The organism is Kitasatospora sp. NPDC029367 (assembly GCF_055569135.1).
Genome location: NZ_JBVHYH010000066.1, coordinates 1 through 18,169, shown reverse-complemented (window position 1 = coordinate 18,169; position 18,169 = coordinate 1). Strand labels below are relative to the sequence as shown.

The window sequence follows — 18,169 nt, the reverse complement described above, 5'->3', positions numbered from 1 at the left end:
GCTCAGCCTCCCGCGAACGGCGGGAGGACCTCGACCGTCCCGCCCTCGGTCAGGGCCACCGTCGCGTGGTCCCGGCCGCCGACCTGCGCGCCGTCGACCAGGTACGAGCAGTGCCCGAGCAGCTGGACGAGCTTCGGCCGGTCGGCGTGCCGCGCCCTGGCCGCCGCCAGCGCCTCCGCCAGGGTCGCCGCCTCGTACGGCTCCTCGGCCAGCCCGGCCTCGGACTTCGCCGCCGCCCAGTAGCGGATCGTCCCGCGCGCCCGGGCGCCGCTCGCGGGCTCGGTGGTCGCGCCCATCGGGCCACCCCATTCCGTTCGTCCTCGCCCGGCCCCGGTGACCCGGTCCGGCTCGCCACCGGAGCGTGCCCCGACCACCCGAACGATGGACCCGGGCAGCGCCGCCGATGTGCGTCCCATGATGGCGTGTCCGCCGGTGCGAGCGGCAATCGCCCTGGCCCGACCGGCCCGGAGCGGGGCTCGAAGCTGTGGCCAGGCTCACCCGGCGCACGCCCGGATTGGGCGAACCGTCGGATTCACGCACTCCCGGCGCGCAGAGCGGTCGGCTATCCTCGACCTCCAAGAGGGATCCGGGCAGAGTCGCCCCCGGGTCCTTTTGTGCTTTCAGGACGCCAGTACGGACGTTCGTGCGATTCGTCGGCCCACCCCCGACGCTTCGTGGGAACCGCCCCGCTCTCTCGGCACAAGGACGTGCCGGGCCGACGGGGTGTCGCCACCCCGGCGCCGGGCCGCCACCCGGGACCGGACCAGACCGGAGGGTTCGCGGGATGAACAGGGCAGAAACGGTGCGCCGCGGGTTGCGGGACCCCCGGTGCGCCGAGTGCTCCCGCGGCACCCCCCGGGCGTCCTCCCCCCTGCCCTCAGCACCTGCGCCCACCGACTGCGGCGGCAGCCGGGGCGCGACCGCGACGACCCGGAAAGGGGACCCCCGGGTATGAGTTCACTCCTCCTCCTCACCAACGCACTGCAGCCGTCCGCCGAAGTGCTACCGGCCCTCGGCCTGCTGCTGCACAACGTCCGGGTGGCCCCCGCCGAGGGGTCGGCCCTGGTCGACACCCCCAGCGCGGACGTCATCCTGGTCGACGGGCGCCGCGACCTGCCGCAGGTCCGCAGCCTGTGCCAGCTGCTGCGCTCCACGGGCATCGGCTCCCCGCTGATCCTGGTGGTCACCGAGGGCGGCCTGGCCGCCGTGACCGCCGAGTGGGGCATCGACGACGTCCTGCTGGACACCGCCGGCCCGGCCGAGGTCGAGGCCCGGCTGCGGCTCGCGCTCGGCCGCCTCCAGGTCGCCACCGACGACAGCCCGATGGAGATCCGCAACGGCGACCTCTCGGTCGACGAGGCCACCTACTCCGCCAAGCTCAAGGGCCGGGCGCTCGACCTCACCTTCAAGGAGTTCGAGCTGCTCAAGTACCTCGCCCAGCACCCCGGCCGGGTCTTCACCCGGGCCCAGCTGCTCCAGGAGGTCTGGGGCTACGACTACTTCGGCGGCACCCGCACGGTGGACGTGCACGTCCGGCGGCTGCGCGCCAAGCTCGGCGTGGAGAACGAGCAGCTGATCGGCACCGTGCGCAACGTCGGCTACCGCTTCGTCGTCCCGGAGAAGACCGACAAGAGCGAGCGCCCGGACCTCGCCCAGCGCCCCTCGGCCCCGCTGGAGGCCTGACGGGCCCGCCCGGAGGAGCCGGGCGGGTCGGGCGGGCCGTCGGCCCGTCCGGCTCGTCCGGATTGCTCCCGGTCCCGCCCGGGAGCGGCCCCGGCTCCCACTGCCGTCCCGGGGACCACACGCGTAGACTCCATCCGTGGCCAAGGTGACGCGCGACGATGTAGCCCGACTGGCTGGGACCTCGACCGCGGTCGTCAGCTACGTGATCAACAACGGTCCGCGCCCGGTCGCGCCCGCGACCCGGGAGAAGGTCCTCGCGGCGATCGAACAGCTCGGCTACCGGCCGAACAGCGTCGCCCAGGCGATGGCCTCCCGCCGGACCAACCTGATCGGCATGGTCGTCCCGGACGCCCGCCAGCCCTTCTTCGCCGAGATGGCCCACGCCGTCGAACGGGCCGCCTCCGAGCGCGGCAAGCTCGTCCTGATCGGCAACTCCGACTACGTCGACGACCGCGAGGTCCACTACGTCCGCGCCTTCCTCGGCATGCGGGTCTCCGGCCTGATCCTGGTCAGCCAGGGCCCCTCGCAGCGCGCCGCCGAGGAGTTCGCCGCGATGGAGGGCGCGAAGGTGGTGCTGCTGCACCGCCGCCCCGAGGCGATCGACGACGTCGCGGTGGTCACCGACGACGTGGGCGGCGCCGAGGCCGTCGTCCGCCACCTGCTGGAGGTGCACGGGCACCCGTACGTGGCGTGCTTCGGCGGCCCGGTGGAGTCCCCCGCCCCCGGCGACCCGGTCATCGACCACGTCGAGGGCTGGCAGCGCGCCATGGACGCCCACGGCATCCCCACCGAGCCGCACCTGATCGACGCCCCCTTCCACCGCTACGGCGCGTACGACGTCGCGCTCCGGCTGCTGCGCTCGCCCGACCGGCCGCGGGCCGTCTTCTGCTCCACCGACGACCAGGCGATCGGCGTGCTGCGGGCCGCCCGCGAGGTCGGCCTGCGGGTCCCCGAGGACCTCGCGGTGGCCGGCTTCGACGACGTGCCCGAGGCCGCGCTCGCCGACCCGCCGCTGACCACCGTCGCCTCCGACCGCGACGCGATGGCCCGGGCCGCCGTGGACCTGGTGCTGGACGACTCGCTGATGGTGCCCGGCTCGGACACCGAGCGGGTCCGCAAGTTCCCGTCCCGCCTGGTCATCCGCCGTTCCTGCGGCTGCGACGGGGCCGCGCCCGACCGGGCCCCGCTGGACTAGCCGGAGCGGAACTTCCCGTTCCGCCCCAAGAGCTGCCTGACCAGGCTTTATGAGAAGTCAACGGGCTTCTCGCCCCGTTCTGAGCCGCTTCTCATCCGGTCCTCATCCACCGGGCGGAGCTTGGTCGGCATGAGCGAACAGCGGCACAACCCCAGCGAGCAGTACGGTCCGTACGAGCCCCGCGTCATCGAGGGCACCGTGCTGGGCTCCGACACCGGCGGCACCGACCCGCGCACCGACCCGCGCACCGGGTACGGCCACCACGAGGACGGCACCGACCCGTACTCCGGGTACGGCCACCACGAGGACCACCACGGTGCCGCCTTCGGCGCGACGCCGCCTCCCCCGCTGATGCCGCCCGAGCCGCCCACGCTGCTCGGCCACCCCTCCGGCCCCGAGGGCCCGGGCCACCACGGCGGCCGGGCCCGGCGCGGACTGCTGCGCGGACGGCTCGCCCTGGTGACCGCCGTCGCCGCGATCGCCGCCGTCATCGGCGGGGTCACCGGCGGGGTCATCGCCGCCGACCGGCAGTCCTCCGACACCCGGGTCGGAACGATCGCCAGCCCCGTCTCCGCCCGCACCGACGGCACCGCCAACGTGCCCGCCATCGCCGCCGCCGTCGCGCCCAGCGTCGTCCAGATCACCGTCAAGGAGAGCAACGGCACCGCCACCGGCACCGGCGTCGTCCTGGACGCCGACGGTCGGATCCTCACCAACTACCACGTGATCGACGGCGCGTCGAACGGCGGCCGGATCACCGTCACCTTCAAGGACGGCTCCACCGCCCCCGCCACCGTGACCGGCACCGACAAGAACCTGGACGTCGCCGTGATCACCGCGAGCGGCGCCAAGAACCTCACCCCCGCCGTCCTCGGCGACTCCTCCACCGTCGCCATCGGCGACCCGGTCGTCGCCATCGGCAACCCCGACGGCCTCACCGGCACCGTCACCTCCGGCATCATCAGCGCCGAGAACCGCGACGTCACCGTCCAGCTCGACGAGGGCTCCACCAGCGGCAACGGCGGCTTCGGCCTCCCGTTCCTGCCCGGCGTGCCCGGCCTGCGCGGCGGCGCGGCCCAGCAGCAGCAGAACAGCGGCAGCAGCACCACCTACAAGGCCTTCCAGACCGACGCCGCCCTCAACCCCGGCAACTCCGGCGGCCCGCTGATCAACGCCAACGGCCAGGTCATCGCCATCAACTCCGCGATGTACGCGCCCAGCGGCTCCGGCTCCTCGGGCAGCAGCAGCGCCGGCAGCGTCGGCCTCGGCTTCGCCATCCCGATCAACGACATCAAGCAGGTCCTGCCGAAGCTGGAATCCGGCCAGAGCCTGTGAGCCACAATCCGTAGCAACCGGTGAACGTCCGCGAGGCGGACAATTGCCACCAGCAGCAGACCCAGCAGACCCGACAGCGAGCCCTCCACCCGACGAGAAAGGGCAGCAGCCCATGACCCCGTCCGCCGACGACCGCACCCCCGCCGAGGCCGGCCACCCCTCCGCCCGGCTCCTCGTGGTCGACGACGAACCCGCCCTCCGGGACGCCCTGGAGAGCAGCCTCGCCTTCGAGGGCTACGAGGTCGCCACCGCCACCGACGGCTACGAGGCCCTGGAGTCCGTCGAGCGCGACAAGCCCGATCTCGTCCTGCTGGACATCATGATGCCCCGGATGGACGGCCTCACCGCCGTCCGCCGGATGCGCTCCCGCGGCGACACCGTCCCCGTCCTGATGCTCACCGCCCGCGACGCCGTCGGCGACCGCGTCACCGGGCTCGACGTCGGCGCCGACGACTACCTCGCCAAGCCCTTCGAACTCGACGAACTCCTCGCCCGCGTCCGCGCCCTGCTGCGCCGCAACGCCCTCGCCACCGAGGCCGCCGCCCGCGCCGCCGCCGAGGACGACAGCGAGGTCCTCGCCTTCGCCGACCTGCGGATGAACACCGCCACCCGCGAGGTCACCCGGGCCGGCAAGCCGGTCGAACTCACCCGCACCGAGTTCATGCTGCTGGAGATGTTCCTCTCCCACCCCCGCCAGGTCCTCACCCGCGAGCAGATCCTCAAGGCGGTCTGGGGCTTCGACTTCGAGCCCTCCTCCAACTCCCTGGACGTGTACGTGATGTACCTGCGCCGCAAGACCGAGCAGGGCGGCATGCCGCGCCTCATCCAGACCGTCCGAGGCGTCGGCTACGCCCTGCGCCCGGCCGCCGGCACCAACGCGTGAGCGCTGTTCCGCCCCCGCCGCTGGCCCCACCGCGCGTGGTGCCCAGCAGGCGCCGGCGCGTCGTCCAGTGGTACCGCTCCCGCTCGCTGCGCGGCCGTCTCACCTTCCTGAGCGCGGCCGCGGTGGCCGTGGCCATCGCCCTGTCGGCACTGGCCTGCTGGTTCATCGTGGAGAAGCAGCTGTACGGCCAGGTCCGGACGGAACTGCTCAACGCGCCGCAGCCCCGCGGTGTCCCGTCCGTCCTGTACTGCGCCTCCTCCCCGCAGGAGACGCCGACATCACAGGGAAACCCGCCGTCCGAGGGCAGCAATCCGCTCCGGGACGTCCAGTTCGTCATCGCCGACACCGGACAGGTCTGCTTCCTCGAACGCACCGGCCGAGCGGTCCTGGCCGAACCGAAGGACACCCAGGCCTACCACCTCAAGCCCGGCCAGTCGATCATCCGTGACGGCACCTACGCCAACGGCGATCCGGCGGTCATCCGCATCTCCGCCCTCCAGAGCCACAACCTCGGCCCGGTCCTGGCGATGGTGGCAACCCCCACCAAGTCCATCGAGGAATCCCTCCAGGGCCTCGCCATCCTCCTCGGCGCCGTCTCCCTCGGCGGCATCCTGCTCGCCGCCGTCGCCGGCCGCCTCGTCGCCCACTCCTCCCTCAAGCCGGTCGACCAACTCACCGACGCCGTCGAGCACATCGCCCGCACCGAGGAGGTCGGCACCACCATCCCGGTGCACGGCGACGACGAGATCGCCCGGCTGTCCACGTCCTTCAACTCGATGAGCACCGCCCTCGCCAACTCCCGCGAGCGCCAGACCCGGCTGATCGCCGACGCGGGCCACGAGCTGCGCACGCCGCTCACCTCGCTGCGCACCAACGTCGACCTGCTGATCCGCAGCAACGACACCGGCCGCCCGCTGCCCCCGGCGACCAAGACCAAGCTGCTGGGCAACATGAAGGCCCAGATGCAGGAACTCACCGTGCTGATCGGCGACCTGCTCCAGCTCTCCCGTCCCGACACCCCCAAGACCGGCCCGAACCTGACGGTGGTCGCCCTGCACGAGATCGCCGGACGGGCGGTCGAGCGGGCGAAGCTCCGTGGTCCCGGACTGGTCTTCGAGACGACCGTCGAGCCCTGGTACGCGCACGGCGACGCGGCGGGCCTGGAACGGGCCGTGATCAACCTGCTGGACAACGCGGTGAAGTACAGCCCGCCCGGCGGGACCATCGAGGTCCGGCTCCAGCACGGCGTGCTGACCGTCCGCGACCACGGCCCCGGCATTCCGCCGGACGAGCTCCAGTACGTCTTCGACCGGTTCTGGCGCTCCCCGTCCTCGCGCCAACTGCCCGGCTCCGGCCTGGGGTTGTCGATCGTCGCGCAGAGCGTCCGGGAGGCCGGCGGCGAGGTCACCCTGGGCCCGGCCCAGGACGGCGGACCGGGCGCGCTGGCGACCGTACGACTTCCCGGCGGCCCCGCCCCCGAGTAGCCGCCCGGAACAGCAGGACGGGCGGGGCGCCCCGACAGCGCCCCGCCCGTCCGAGGGCCCCGTCACCGGGGCCGGTGTCCGGCTCTCGGTCAGTCGATGTCGCTGCCCGGGCCGAGGACCTTGATCCGGTCCTGCGCCGGCGGCTTCAACGGCGAGGCCGCCGAGCTGTGGGCCGCCAGGTAGACCGTGAAGACGTCCAGGTCGGAGGCGCCGACGAGCTTGTCGGTACCGGCGGCGAAGGCCGGGAAGCCGTCGCCGCCACCGGCCAGGAACTCGTTGGCGGCGACCCGGTACTTGGCGGCCGGGTCGACCGGTGCGCCGTTCAGCCGGATCGAGTCCAGGACCACCCGGTCCGCGCCGGTCCTGCGCATGTCCAGGGTGTAGTGGAGGTTCGAGGACACCTGGAGGATCTTCGGCGCCGCGTCGTTGGGGCCGCTCACCTGCTGCTGCAGCAGCTGGACCAGCTGGGCGCCGGTCAGCGTCTTGACCTGCATCATGTTGGTGAACGGCTGGACGGTGAACGCCTCGCCGTAGGTCACCACGCCGTCGCCCTCACTGCCCGAGGCCTTGTGGACCAGGTCGGAGCGCAGCCCGCCCGGGTTCATGAAGGCCACCTGGGCGCCGCCCTTGTCGGCCGGGGCGAGGCCCTCCAGCTGCCCGTCGGCGATCACGTCGCCGAGCGGCTTCTCCAGGTCGCTGCTGCCGCGGCCGTTGATGTCCGCGGAGATGTAGCCGATCGGCCGGTTGGCCTTCGGGGCGGCCAGCTTGGCGTAGTGGTCGATCAGCGCCGTCATGTCCGGGGCCTTCTCGACCGTGCGCCGCACCACGTGGTTCTCGGCCTTGACCGACGGGCGGACGATCTCGCCGGTGGTCTTGTCCAGCTTCATGTCGATCTCGGTGAACAGCCGGCCGAAGGAGGCGGCACTGGTCACCGAGCGCGGCACGCCGTTGGGGTCGGGGATGCTGCAGGCGTACGCGTTGTGGGTGTGGCCGGTGACGATGGCGCCGACCGCCGGGTCGATCTTCTTCGCTATGTCGACGATCGGGCCGGAGATGCCCTGGCCGGCCGCTCCGCAGTCGTAGTTGTAGACGCCGCTGGCCGGGTAGCCGCCCTCGTGGACCAGCGCGACGATCGAGTTGACGCCCTTGGCCTTGAGCTCCGCGGCGTACTTGTTGATCGTGGTGACCTCGTTGGCGAACTTGAGGCCCTTGACGCCCTCGGCGGTGACGATGTTCGGCGTGCCCTCCAGGGTGACGCCGATGAAGCCGATCTTGACGCCCTGCGACTTGGTCACCCAGTACGGTGGCAGCAGCGGCTTGCCGGACTTCTCGTCGGTGACGTTGGCCGACAGGTAGTTGAAGTTGGCGCCCTTGAAGGTCCGGCCGGGCTCGTAGCAGCCGTCGGTCGGGTGGCAGCCGCCCTCCTGCTTGCGCAGCAGCTCCGCTGCGCCCTGGTCGAACTCGTGGTTGCCGACCGAGGTGACGTCCAGTCCGAGCTTGTCCATCGCCTCGATGGTCGGCTCGTCGTGGAACAGCGCCGAGGTGAGGGGGCTGGCACCGACGATGTCGCCGGCCGCGACGGTGATCGAGTCGTCGGCCGGGATCCGCGCCTTGCGCAGCTCGGTGGCCAGGTACTCGATGCCGCCGGCCGGGGTCGAGACCTCCTTGCCGGTGGCCGGGTCGATCTCCTTGACCGTGCCGGAGGAGCCCGCCGGGGGCTCCAGGTTGCCGTGGAAGTCGTTGATCGCCAGCAGCTGGAGGTTGACGGTCTTGTGACGCTTGGCGTTGGCGTCGGCGGCCTGAGCGGCCGTCGGCACGACCACCGTGCCGAACAGACCTGCGGCGGCGACGACGGCGAACGCCGCCCGTCGGGATCTGACGGTGAGCATGAGGGATCCCCTGCACCTCGGAGGAGCACGCGGGCGGCGGAGCGCGCCGGCGCGTGCGCAATGTGTTGCGCGAGTGCAGCCTAGGGTCAACGCGCGTAGCTGTCAGGATGTCGAACGTAACGAGAGGATTACCTGCTGACGAACCACCACCGTCGGACCAGGACGGACCGCCTGCGGACGATCCCTCGGCCTCAGGCGGGGCCGGGCGTTCAGACCCCCGGTTCGGACGCCAACTGCCGCTCGGCCCGCACCCGTTCGGCCACCGCGTCCTCGGTCATCGCGCGGTCGGTGTACACCAGCGGCCGCTCGGTGTCGGTGATGATGTGCTTCACCACCTGCACATTGCCGTTGACGTCCCAGACCGCGATGCCCGGCGACAGGGTCGGGATGATCTCCACCGCCCAGCGCGGCAGGCCCAGCACCCGGCCGGTGGCCCGCGCCTCCTCGGCCTTCTGCATGTAGATCGTCCGGGTGGAGGCCATCTTGAGGATCGCCGACGCCTCCTTGGCCGCCGCGCCGTCCACCACGTCCGACAGGTGGTGCACCACCGCCACGAAGGAGAGCCCGAGCCGGCGGCCGAACTTCAACAGCCGCTGGAACAGCTGGGCCACGAACGGGCTGTTGATGATGTGCCAGGCCTCCTCGACCAGGAAGATGCGCTTCTTCCGGTCCGGCCGGATCCAGGTGTGCTCCAACCACACACCGACGATCGCCATCAGGATCGGCATCGCGATCGAGTTGCGGTCGATGTGCGAGAGGTCGAAGACGATCAGCGGCGCGTCCAGGTCGATGCCGTCGGTGGTCGGTCCGTCGAACATGCCGCGCAGGTCGCCGTCGACCAGCCGGTCCAGCACCAGCGCCACGTCCAGGCCCCAGGACTGCACCTCGTCCACCGCCACGCCCAGCGACTCCACCGAGGACAGCTCGGGGCTGCGCAGGGTGTCGATGATGTCGTCCAGCACCGGCTGGCGGTCCGTCACCGAGGCGACCACATGGGCGTGCGCCGCCTTCAACGCGAAGCCCGCCCGCTCCTCCAGGCCGCGCCCCATCGCCACCTCGATGATGGTGCGCAGCAACGACAGCTGGCCGGTCTGGGTGATCGCCGGATCCAGCGGGTTGAGCTTCACCCCGCCGTCCCGGGCCGCCATCGGGTCCAGCCGGATCGACTTTATGCCCAGCGCGTTGGCGATCAGGTTCCACTCGCCGACGCCGTCCTCGCCCTGCGCGTCCAGTACCACGACCTGCCGGTCCCGGAACCTCAACTGCCGCAGCACGTACGTCTTCTCCAGCGCCGACTTGCCGTTGCCGGACTCCCCCAGCACCAGCCAGTGCGGGGCGGGCAGCTGCTGCCCGTACAGCTGGAAGGGGTCGTAGACGTACCCCTTGCCGCTGTACACCTCGCGCCCGATGATCACGCCCGAGTCGCCCAGGCCCGGTGCGGCGGTCGGCAGGTAGACCGCCTGCGCCTGGCCGGTGGAGGTGCGCACCGGCAGCCGGGTGGTCTCCACCTTGCCGAACATCAGGCTGGTGAACGCGTCGGTGAGGTTGCCGATCGCCATGGGTGGCCTCCTGGTGCCGGCTAGGGGTGGTCGGGCGCGGTGGGTGGTCGGGCGGGGTAGGCGGACGGGCCCGGTCCCGGAGGACCGGGGCGGGGGTCAGCGGCGGATGCCGGTGGCGAACGGCAGGGTGTTGACGAAGGCCCGGTGGTGCTCGCGGTCGCACCACTCCAGCTTGAGGTAGCTCTTGCCGGCCGAGGCCCGGATGGTCCGCTTGTCGCGGGCCAGCGCCTCGGGGTTGCGCGAGGAGACCGTGATGTAGCCGACCAGGTTCACCCCGGCCGCACCGGAGGCCAGGTCGTCACCGCGCTGGTCCACCCGGCCGGTGTGGGCCAGGTCGCGCGGGTCGACCGTGCGGTTCATCTTGGCCGCACGACTGGCCTCCGCCTCGTCGTTGGTCTTCTCGGTCAGCATCCGCTCGATCGCGACGTCGGTGGGTTCCAGGTCCATCGTCACCGCCACCGTCCGGATCACGTCCGGGGTGTGCACCAGCAGCGGCGCCAGGAAGTTGACGCCCACCGGGGTGAGCGGCCACTCCTTGATCCAGGCGGTGGCGTGGCACCACGGCTCCCGGGTCGCCGACTCCCTGGTCTTCGCCGTCAGGTACTGCGGGTGGGTCGCGTCCAGCTCGGCCGGCCAGGCGTTGCGCCGGGACATCGCCTGGATGTGGTCGATCGGGTGGTCCGGGTCGTACATCGAATGCAGCAGCGAGGACAGCCGGGCCTGGCCCAGCGGCTGGCGCACCCGGATATCCGCCTCGGCCAGCCGGGCGCAGATGTCGGTCAGCTCGCGGGCCATCACGGCCGCCAGCCCGTCGTCGTCCCGGGCCCGCCCGCCGGTCGCGGTGCGGCCCATCGCGTGCGCCTCGGCGGCCAGGTCCCGGGTGTAGTGCATGCAGGCCACCAGGTACGCCCGGTGCTGCTCCGAGGAGGTCGACACCATCGACTGCAACTGGTCGTACGAGTCCTGCAGCCAGCGCGGCGCGTCGTGGTCACCGCGGCGCTCGACGTCCTTGGCATGGGCGTCCGGGTCGGCCGGCAGGGTGCGGGCCAGGATCTGCAGCCGGGTCACGAAGCCGTCCCCGTTGGCGACGTGCTTCAACAGCGTGCCGAAGCGGTCGACCAGCGCCTCCTGGTCCTCCGAGTCGCGCAGCCCGACGCCCGGGCCCTCGATCTCGATCGCGGCCGTCACCGTCCGCCGCTCCAGGTGCATCAGCACCCCGACCTCGTCCGGCCCGAACGGCGCGGTCAGCCAGCGCAGCCGCCCCACCCCGGGCGGCGGACCGACCTCCACCTCCCGGCCGTCCATCCGGGTGCCCGCGTCCATCGCGTCCGAACGCCACAGCCCGCGCCCGCTGCGGACCGTCCGCCGGTAGGTGCGGTTGATCTCCACCCACCGGTAGAACGTCCGCTTGCGGTACGGCACGTAGACCGCCGCGATGGCCAGCAGCGGCAGGCCGATCAGACCGGCGATCCGCAGCGCCAGGACAGGCATCAGCAGACCCCAGAGCATCCCGAGGAACGCCCCGAAGATGATCAGCAGGATCTCCCCGGACTCCCGGTTGCGGCCGATCACCGCGTTCGGGCGGGCCTTGCCGATCAGGTAGGTGCGGCGCTGGTGCACATACGGCTGGGCGTACTGGGCCCCGTACCGGCCGAGCGGTTCGCTGCTCACTTCCCGTCACCCTCCCTTCGCTGGATTGCTGTCGCGGTTCGGAACCGAGGCCTGCGGCGGCGGCCCGGCCTGCGGCGGCGGGGTCGGCGTCCGGCCGGCGTGCGCGGCGATGCCGGGCGCGACCGAGCCGCCGCCCGCGCCCCCGCCGCCCCCGGCCGCCTGCGGACCGCGGTCGCCGTGGGTGGAGATGCCCTGCTTCATCAGGTTCGCCGTCCCGTTGATCATCGCCGAACCGGCCTGCACCGCGCTGGCCCGGGCCCGGCGCATGTTCAGCATCTCGTCGCCGAAGGTCGGGACGAAGCGGTACACCGCGGCGCTCGCGAAGATCGACAGGAACAGGATCGCCAGCCCGGACAGCACCCGGGCGAAGTCGTCGTTGGCCCCGGCGCCGGTCGCCACCGCGCCCGCCAGCCCCAGGATGATCACGATGATCGGCTTCGCCAGGTCCACCGCCAGCATCATCCCGGCCCACCGGCGGACGTGCTTCCACAACTGCCGGTCCACCAGCCCCGCGTACACCGCCGTCCCCAGCAGTGCCCCCACGTAGAGCATCGCCGCCCGGATCACCAGCTCGATCCAGAGCACCGCCGCCGCCAGCACCGCGACCAGCGACACGAGCACCAGGATCAGCGGGCCGCCGCCGACGTTCCCCTTCTCCAGGGTGTCGGCGAACCCGCCCAGGTACGTCCCGGTGTCCGACTTCGTCCCGACCGCGATCGCCTTCGTCAGCCCGTCCGTCACGCTCACCACGGTGAACAGGATCAACGGCGTGAACGCGGAGGCCACCACCGTCAGCCACAGGAAGCCGACCGCCTCCGAGATCGCCGTCGTCAACGGCGCCCCGCGCACCGCCCGCTTGGTCACCGCCAGCAGCCACAGCACCAGCGTGATCACCGTCGACACGGCGAACACCACGGCGTACTGCTGCAGGAACGACTGGTTGGTGAAGTCCACCGACGTCGTCCCGTCGATCGCCCCCGACAGGTTCCGCACCACCCACGCCGCCGCCTGGGCACACCCCTTGGCGAGCGACCCGAGCGGATCGGTCACGTTGTTGACGGCACCGCTCCCGGGGAGGGCGCCACCGCCGGGTGGCGCACAGTAGACGTCGTTGCCCGGGAGCGGAACTCCGGGGCAGGCGGAGTTGGTCGTCCCGGTGCTGGGGGTGGGCGACGGCTCGGCCATCGCGCGACCGGCCGCCAGCACGACCGAGGAGGCCCCGAGCAGCGCTGCCCCGGCCACCCGGCCGACTATCCTCCGGACAAGACCCGAGTTACCGTCAGCGGGCATAGCGGAAGCCTCCGAACTGCTCGACGGCACCAGTGATCTCCTCCGCGGTCGCGGCTTGCTGGTCCTGCGGGACCGGAGCCGGGCCCGATGCTCGGCTGAAGTCGGTGAGCTTCCAGTCGCTCCCGGTCCAGCGCAGACTGAGGTTGAGCGTGAACCACTCATCGGAAACCGGCTTGGTCGACCGCTCGCCGGCCAGGCCGAACAGGCCCGTGCACCAGACGTCGACCTTGACGCTGTCCGAGTTGTACCCAACGCTCCTGGTCCCGACCGGGATCGTCCGGCTGACGAAGGTCAAACCCTTGGGCGGCCTGCCCTGGGCGTCCACTCCGAACCGAGCCGCCGTTTCCGGCGTGAACCCCTGGTCCAGCCGGCTCTGCAGGGCCGCGGCGGAGCCCGGGTCGGCGATGGTTGCGACGATGGTGTGGCGGCTGTCGGCGCGGAACATGTCCGCGGAGCCGATCGCCACCGCGTAGTTGGCGGCGGCGGACTGGGCGCCCTGGTCGCTGTGCGGGTAGCCGGAGGCGATGCCGTTGACGGTGGTGCCGACGGGCTGGTCGCCGCTGGGGGCGGGGCCGGCGCCGGAGCCGGCGCTGGGGGCCGCCCGGTCGGCGGAGCTGCCGCCGCTGCCGGAGCCCGGTTTGCCGCGGTTGGCGACGGAGATGGCGACGACGAGCAGGGTGACGACGACGAGCACGGTCAGCAGGGTGCGCAGCGGCCTGGACTGACGGGAGGTCGGCAGTGCGGAGGGCTGTTCGTCGACCGGCAGCCGCGTACGGGTGTGCGGCTGGTCGTCGGACAACGGCACGGCGGCCCTCCTGGTGCGGGGAGCCGGGCGGCTCCGGGGGCCCTCCGTCCGGGGGCGGGCGCGGACGGGGGGTGGGAACGGGGGTGGACTCCTGGCGGGTCGGCCCGCTGGGGAGGTCCGGGCGGGAACCTGTCCTCAGGCGGGCCGGGTCACTGCTGTCCGATCGTCAGATAGCCATGCCGTAGACAATGGTGAACAGAGTGCCGAGTGATCCAATGATGAACACGCCGGTCAGCCCGGCGATGATCAGCCCCTTGCCCTGTTCGGCGCCGAAGCTGTCCCGCATCGCGGTCGCGCCGATCCGCTGTTTGGCCGCACCCCACACCGCGATGCCGAGGCAGACGAGGATGGCGACGGCCATGATGACCTCGACCATCACCCGGGCCTCCGACCCGAGGCTGGCGAAGGGGCCCCAGTCGGGGGCGATCCCGCCGATGATGGTGTCGATGTTCGGCTTCTTGGGAGGGTCCTCGGCCAGGTGGCCGACCGCATAGGTGTGCACGCTGCTCACGTTCATTTCCATCTCACCGCCCGATCAGGCAAATTCAAGGGCCCGGACCCCGCCCGCGCGAAGGGTCGGTGCCTATTCTTGGCCAGATCTGATGTCGACTTGGCTACTTCTCGCGGATTGGTCGTGAGGCATCGGACACGTACGCGAGGATGTCCACCGTACGAAGGATAGCGCTCACTCTTTGTATCTCTGATGATTGCGGTGAGCAACGCCTTCCGGGACACTTCGACTGACGATTCGTCGGGATGGTGCTGATGGTACTCCGGAAGGCCGGTACGGCCGCCGCTGCGGCGGGAGTTGTCGCGTTCGGGTTCCTCGGTCTGGTGACGATGGGGACGTATGCGGCGGGTGGGACACCACAACTGGCGGCGAATCGTTCCGCCCTCTCCCCCGGCACCGTTCCGGCGGCCTACCAGGACGCGATCCAGAAGTGGGGCTCGCTCTGCTCGGAGATCTCCCCGCCGATGCTCGCGGCGCAGCTGTACCAGGAAAGCGGTTTCGACCCCAAGGCCCAATCCGGCGTCGGGGCACAGGGAATGGCGCAGTTCATGCCGGGCACCTGGCCGATGTACGCCACGGACGGCGACGGGGACGGCAGGAAGGACGTCTGGAACCCGTACGACGCGATCGCCACCGCGGCGGCCTACGACTGCGCGCTCGCCAAGGACGTGGCCGGTGTGCCGGGCGATCCGCAGGCCAACATGCTGGCCGCCTACAACGCCGGCCCGTACGCGGTGACGACGAACCGGGGCATCCCGCCGTACCGCGAGACCCAGGGGTACGTGCGGAACATCCAGGCGATGGCCCGGAGCTTCGCGGCGCCGACCGCGCCGGTGGAGGTGTCCGCGCAGTCGGCCGCCGCGATCTACTTCGCGCAGACCAAGCTCGGCACGCCGTACCTGTGGGGCGGCGAGGGGCTGGCCTCGCAGAACGGGCAGTTCGACTGCTCCGGGCTGACCAAGGCCGCGTTCGAGACCGTGGGGATCGAACTCCCCCGGGTGGCCAACGACCAGTGGTACGCCGGTCCGCACCCGTCGCGCGATCAGTTGCGGCCGGGGGACCTGGTGTTCTTCGCGACGGACCTGGGCGACCCGCGCACCATCCACCACGTGGGGATCTACGTCGGCGGCGGCTACATGCTCAACGCGCCGCACACCGGGGCGGTGATCCGCTACGACAAGATCGACACCAGGGAGTACATCGGGGCGACCCGGGTCACCTCGGACGGCGCCCAGGCCCTGCCGACGCGCGGTGGCGGCGGCAACGGCGCGGTCAACGCCCCGAGCCGCCCGGGCACGACGGCGCCGACCCCGACCGCCCCCGGTAGCCGGCCCGCGGCCGCCGCCCCGCCCGCCCCGACGGCCGCGGGGCGGGTCAACGGGGCCGCCGGAACCGGTGGGACCGGCTGAGTCGTCCACCGATCTGTGTGCGGCCTGTGGACGCTGAGTCAAGTTTCCATAACCGCGCGTTTCCGTGGAACGCTGGGTCCCGGCGATGACGTTGGGTCCGGTGGCCCCTCGTCAGCTTCGCGCGCCGGGCGGGCCCCGGCGGGATCGAACAGGTGCAGCGGACCAGAAGGAGGTGCGGCGTGTCGACGCCGCTTGCCGACACGACCAACCCCGACCTCGGTCTGCTCTACGCCGTCAACGGCCTGGCCAAGCGCTCCCCGCAGTGGCTCGACCACGCGGTGTCGTGGATCGGCGAGTACGGCATCCTGATCGGCCTCGCGCTGCTCGGGCTGGTGGGCTGGCTGCAGGCCAGACGCCGGCCGGACGCGCCGGTGGCGATCGCCGGGCTGCTCTGGGTGCCGCTCTCGGTGGCCGTCGCCGAGCTGGCCAACCTGCCGATCGCCGCGATCGTGGACCGGCCCCGGCCCTTCGTCGACCACCCGGGGCTGCTGGTGCTGGTGGACGGCAAGGCCGGCACCCACTCCTTCGTCAGCGACCACTCGACCATGACGATGGCCGTGGCGGTGTCGCTGTTCCTGGTGAACCGGAGGCTGGGCTGGATCGCCGGGGGCCTGGCCCTGCTCCAGGGCTTCTGCCGGATGTTCATGGGCGTCCACTACCCGACGGACGTGATCGGTGGCTTCGCGCTGGCGGTCGCCGTGGTGCTGCTGCTGGCGCCGATCGCGATGGCGGTGCTGGTCCCGTTCTGCCACGCGCTGACCCGGACGGCGGTGGCCCCGCTGGTCCGGGCGCCGGAGCGCGGCGCCGCCGCCGGCCGGGGCGCCGAGCGGCGCGGCCGCCGGAGCGGACGGGGAGCGGCGCGCCGGGAGGAGCGGCCGCCGGAGTCCGACCTCGCGGCCTGAGGCCCGGGGGCCATAGGCCGCACCGAACACGCACCGAACGCACCGAACGGTCGGTCCGGGCGCCGGCTAGGCCGACGCGTCGGCTCCGTACTCGGCGAGGTGGTCGGCCCCCTCGCGGCGGGCGAGGTCCCGGGAGCGGCGGGCGGCGGAGTACCAGCCGCAGCTGCAGGTCGCGAAGGCGAAGGAACCGCGTTCGCTGAGCGCGACGCGGTGCTCGGGCATCGGGGTGGTGCCGGGGGCGACCGGCAGCTCACTGTGCACGGGATTCACCGTAACGCGCCGGGCGACCGGCACGCGACACCCGCCGGTTCCCGCCGGACCCGTAACCCTTCGCGATCCAACTCGTTTGCCCGGAAAGAGCTCTGCCCTCCCGGCACCCCAGCCGGTGCCGCAGTCGGCGGGGCAGTCGGTCCCGAGGGGGTTGTCGCGAGGATGAAGATGACCGACCAGCAGCGAACCGGGCGGCCGGCGCGCCGTCCGGGGCCGCGCCTGCGCTCGGCGGCCGGCGCCGCCGTGCTCGCCGCCGCGCTGGCCGCGGGGGCGGCCGGGTGCTCGGCCCACTCCGGTGGCGGCTCCTCCGACCAGCAGTCGAACGCGCCCGACCAGCTGGCCACCGACCCGGTGACGGCGGTGCGCAACGCGGCGGACATCACCGGGCGCACCGGTTCCGCGCACGCGGCCACCGAGCTGGTCACGGAGTCCGCGGACAAGAAGGCGTCCTTCTCCGGCACCGGTGGTTACGACTACGTGAAGCGGATCGGCCGGCTGGAGGTCCAGGTGCCGCCGGGGGCGGCGACCACCGGAAAGATCGTCGAGGTGGTCCTGCCGGGCACCGTCTACCTGCAGAACAGCGGCGCCAAGGTGCCCGAGGGCAAGTGGGTGAAGCTGGACGTGCGCCAGCTGCCGGACGGCAACCTGGTCAGCAGCGGCGCCACCGACCCGGCCACGGCGGCGGGTGCGCTGCGCGGGGTGCAGAAGGCCGACCTGGTCGGCACCGAGACGGTGGACGGCACCCCGCTGCACCACTACCGCGGCACCCTGGACCTGGCCAAGGCGGCCGACGCCACCGGTGGCCGGGGCGGGGACGGCCTGCGGATGGGCGGGCAGACCTTCACCGTCAAGGAGGTCCCGTACGACGCCTGGCTGGACGACCAGGGGCGGCTGCACAAGGTGGTGGAGGTGTTCACCTTCGCCGGGGTGGCCGGTTCGAAGGAGGCCAAGGACCAGGTGAAGGTCACCTCGACCACCGCCCTGTCGGACTTCGGCAAGCCGGTCGAGGCGGCCGAGCCGCCGGCCTCGGACATCTACCAGATGAAGCCGACGGAGAGCCCGAAGTAGCGGGGGGGGGGAGGGGGGGGAGGGGGGGGGGGGGGGGGGGGGGGGGGGGGGGGGGGGGGGGGGGGGGGGGGGGGTGGGGAGGTGGGGGGTCTTTTGGGGGGGGGGGGGGGGCGGGGGGGACCCCGCCCCCCCCCCCCCCACGACGACTCACCCGGTCTAGAGCGGCCTCTCCGAGAGCAGGTCGTCGACCCGTGCTTCCCCATCACGGTACCTGC

16 protein-coding genes are annotated in these 18,169 nt (G+C 72.3%); 8 read left to right on the top strand and 8 right to left on the bottom strand.

The window, feature by feature from the left end; all coding sequences use genetic code 11:
- Positions 1–2: 2 nt before the first annotated feature.
- Positions 3–296 (bottom strand): MoaD/ThiS family protein, encoded by a 294-nt coding sequence (locus ACZ4W5_RS28845; RefSeq protein ID WP_360241545.1) that lies wholly within the window; start codon positions 294–296, stop codon positions 3–5.
- A 655-nt stretch (positions 297–951) separates the two neighbouring features.
- Between ACZ4W5_RS28845 and ACZ4W5_RS28840 the strand changes: the two genes are divergently transcribed.
- From ACZ4W5_RS28840 to ACZ4W5_RS28820, 5 genes are all read left to right on the top strand, one after another.
- A complete protein-coding gene (locus ACZ4W5_RS28840) occupies positions 952–1,683 on the top strand; it encodes a winged helix-turn-helix transcriptional regulator (RefSeq protein ID WP_360241548.1) in 732 nt (243 codons plus the stop codon).
- Between the two features lie 136 nt (positions 1,684–1,819).
- Entirely contained in the window at positions 1,820–2,878 is a 1,059-nt protein-coding gene (locus ACZ4W5_RS28835) for a LacI family DNA-binding transcriptional regulator (RefSeq protein WP_360241551.1), read from the top strand.
- A gap of 129 nt (positions 2,879–3,007) precedes the next feature.
- A complete protein-coding gene (locus ACZ4W5_RS28830) occupies positions 3,008–4,213 on the top strand; it encodes a S1C family serine protease (protein WP_465657820.1) in 1,206 nt (401 codons plus the stop codon).
- Between the two features lie 112 nt (positions 4,214–4,325).
- Positions 4,326–5,096, top strand: a complete 771-nt coding sequence (locus tag ACZ4W5_RS28825; protein WP_360241557.1) for a response regulator transcription factor — start codon at positions 4,326–4,328, stop codon at positions 5,094–5,096.
- A gap of 38 nt (positions 5,097–5,134) precedes the next feature.
- Positions 5,135–6,580: a sensor histidine kinase gene (locus tag ACZ4W5_RS28820; RefSeq protein ID WP_402490906.1), complete on the top strand. Its 1,446-nt coding sequence runs from the start codon at positions 5,135–5,137 to the stop codon at positions 6,578–6,580.
- 89 nt (positions 6,581–6,669) lie between these two features.
- On the opposite strand, the gene ACZ4W5_RS28815 is transcribed toward ACZ4W5_RS28820, so the two are convergent.
- The 6 genes from ACZ4W5_RS28815 to ACZ4W5_RS28790 all read right to left on the bottom strand — a co-directional run bounded on the left by ACZ4W5_RS28815 (position 6,670) and on the right by ACZ4W5_RS28790 (position 14,311).
- Positions 6,670–8,469, bottom strand: a complete 1,800-nt coding sequence (locus tag ACZ4W5_RS28815; protein WP_465657818.1) for a bifunctional metallophosphatase/5'-nucleotidase — start codon at positions 8,467–8,469, stop codon at positions 6,670–6,672.
- A 209-nt stretch (positions 8,470–8,678) separates the two neighbouring features.
- Positions 8,679–10,028 carry an ATP-binding protein gene (locus tag ACZ4W5_RS28810; RefSeq protein WP_360241565.1) on the bottom strand — a complete coding sequence of 450 codons (1,350 nt, stop codon included), beginning with the start codon at positions 10,026–10,028 and terminating at the stop codon, positions 8,679–8,681.
- 96 nt (positions 10,029–10,124) lie between these two features.
- Positions 10,125–11,699: an SCO6880 family protein gene (locus ACZ4W5_RS28805; protein ID WP_465657816.1), complete on the bottom strand. Its 1,575-nt coding sequence runs from the start codon at positions 11,697–11,699 to the stop codon at positions 10,125–10,127.
- 6 nt (positions 11,700–11,705) lie between these two features.
- Positions 11,706–12,989, bottom strand: coding sequence for a hypothetical protein (locus ACZ4W5_RS28800; protein WP_465657814.1), 1,284 nt, complete (start codon positions 12,987–12,989; stop codon positions 11,706–11,708).
- Complete coding sequence (locus tag ACZ4W5_RS28795; protein ID WP_465657812.1) at positions 12,979–13,794, bottom strand: DUF8175 domain-containg protein; 816 nt, start codon at positions 13,792–13,794, stop codon at positions 12,979–12,981. The genes ACZ4W5_RS28800 and ACZ4W5_RS28795 overlap by 11 nt, the downstream gene beginning before the upstream one ends.
- Before the next feature lie 166 nt (positions 13,795–13,960).
- Complete coding sequence (locus tag ACZ4W5_RS28790; RefSeq protein WP_360241577.1) at positions 13,961–14,311, bottom strand: hypothetical protein; 351 nt, start codon at positions 14,309–14,311, stop codon at positions 13,961–13,963.
- A 248-nt stretch (positions 14,312–14,559) separates the two neighbouring features.
- On the opposite strand from ACZ4W5_RS28790, the gene ACZ4W5_RS28785 reads away from it, so the two are divergent.
- Together ACZ4W5_RS28785 and ACZ4W5_RS28780 are read left to right on the top strand one after the other, a co-directional pair.
- Positions 14,560–15,714 carry a C40 family peptidase gene (locus tag ACZ4W5_RS28785; RefSeq protein WP_465657810.1) on the top strand — a complete coding sequence of 385 codons (1,155 nt, stop codon included), beginning with the start codon at positions 14,560–14,562 and terminating at the stop codon, positions 15,712–15,714.
- A gap of 179 nt (positions 15,715–15,893) precedes the next feature.
- A complete protein-coding gene (locus ACZ4W5_RS28780; RefSeq protein ID WP_465657809.1) occupies positions 15,894–16,616 on the top strand; it encodes a phosphatase PAP2 family protein in 723 nt (240 codons plus the stop codon).
- A gap of 66 nt (positions 16,617–16,682) precedes the next feature.
- On the opposite strand, the gene ACZ4W5_RS28775 is transcribed toward ACZ4W5_RS28780, so the two are convergent.
- Positions 16,683–16,877, bottom strand: coding sequence for a hypothetical protein (locus ACZ4W5_RS28775; RefSeq protein WP_360241586.1), 195 nt, complete (start codon positions 16,875–16,877; stop codon positions 16,683–16,685).
- 177 nt (positions 16,878–17,054) lie between these two features.
- Here ACZ4W5_RS28775 and ACZ4W5_RS28770 point away from each other — a divergent pair, with 177 nt between their 5' ends.
- On the top strand, positions 17,055–17,954 hold the full coding sequence (locus ACZ4W5_RS28770; RefSeq protein WP_360241589.1) for an SCO4651 family lipoprotein: 900 nt from the start codon (positions 17,055–17,057) through the stop codon (positions 17,952–17,954).
- Positions 17,955–18,169: the final 215 nt, after the last annotated feature.

Bases quoted from the DNA above. Each gene is read 5' to 3' on its own strand.
- ACZ4W5_RS28845 (WP_360241545.1), bottom strand. From the start codon at position 296: ATGGGCGCGACCACCGAGCCCGCGAGCGGCGCCCGGGCGCGCGGGACG.
- ACZ4W5_RS28840 (WP_360241548.1), top strand. From the start codon at position 952: ATGAGTTCACTCCTCCTCCTCACCAACGCACTGCAGCCGTCCGCCGAA.
- ACZ4W5_RS28830 (WP_465657820.1), top strand. From the start codon at position 3,008: ATGAGCGAACAGCGGCACAACCCCAGCGAGCAGTACGGTCCGTACGAG.
- ACZ4W5_RS28825 (WP_360241557.1), top strand. From the start codon at position 4,326: ATGACCCCGTCCGCCGACGACCGCACCCCCGCCGAGGCCGGCCACCCC.
- ACZ4W5_RS28815 (WP_465657818.1), bottom strand. From the start codon at position 8,469: ATGCTCACCGTCAGATCCCGACGGGCGGCGTTCGCCGTCGTCGCCGCC.
- ACZ4W5_RS28810 (WP_360241565.1), bottom strand. From the start codon at position 10,028: ATGGCGATCGGCAACCTCACCGACGCGTTCACCAGCCTGATGTTCGGC.
- ACZ4W5_RS28800 (WP_465657814.1), bottom strand. From the start codon at position 12,989: ATGCCCGCTGACGGTAACTCGGGTCTTGTCCGGAGGATAGTCGGCCGG.
- ACZ4W5_RS28790 (WP_360241577.1), bottom strand. From the start codon at position 14,311: ATGAACGTGAGCAGCGTGCACACCTATGCGGTCGGCCACCTGGCCGAG.
- ACZ4W5_RS28785 (WP_465657810.1), top strand. From the start codon at position 14,560: ATGGTACTCCGGAAGGCCGGTACGGCCGCCGCTGCGGCGGGAGTTGTC.
- ACZ4W5_RS28770 (WP_360241589.1), top strand. From the start codon at position 17,055: ATGACCGACCAGCAGCGAACCGGGCGGCCGGCGCGCCGTCCGGGGCCG.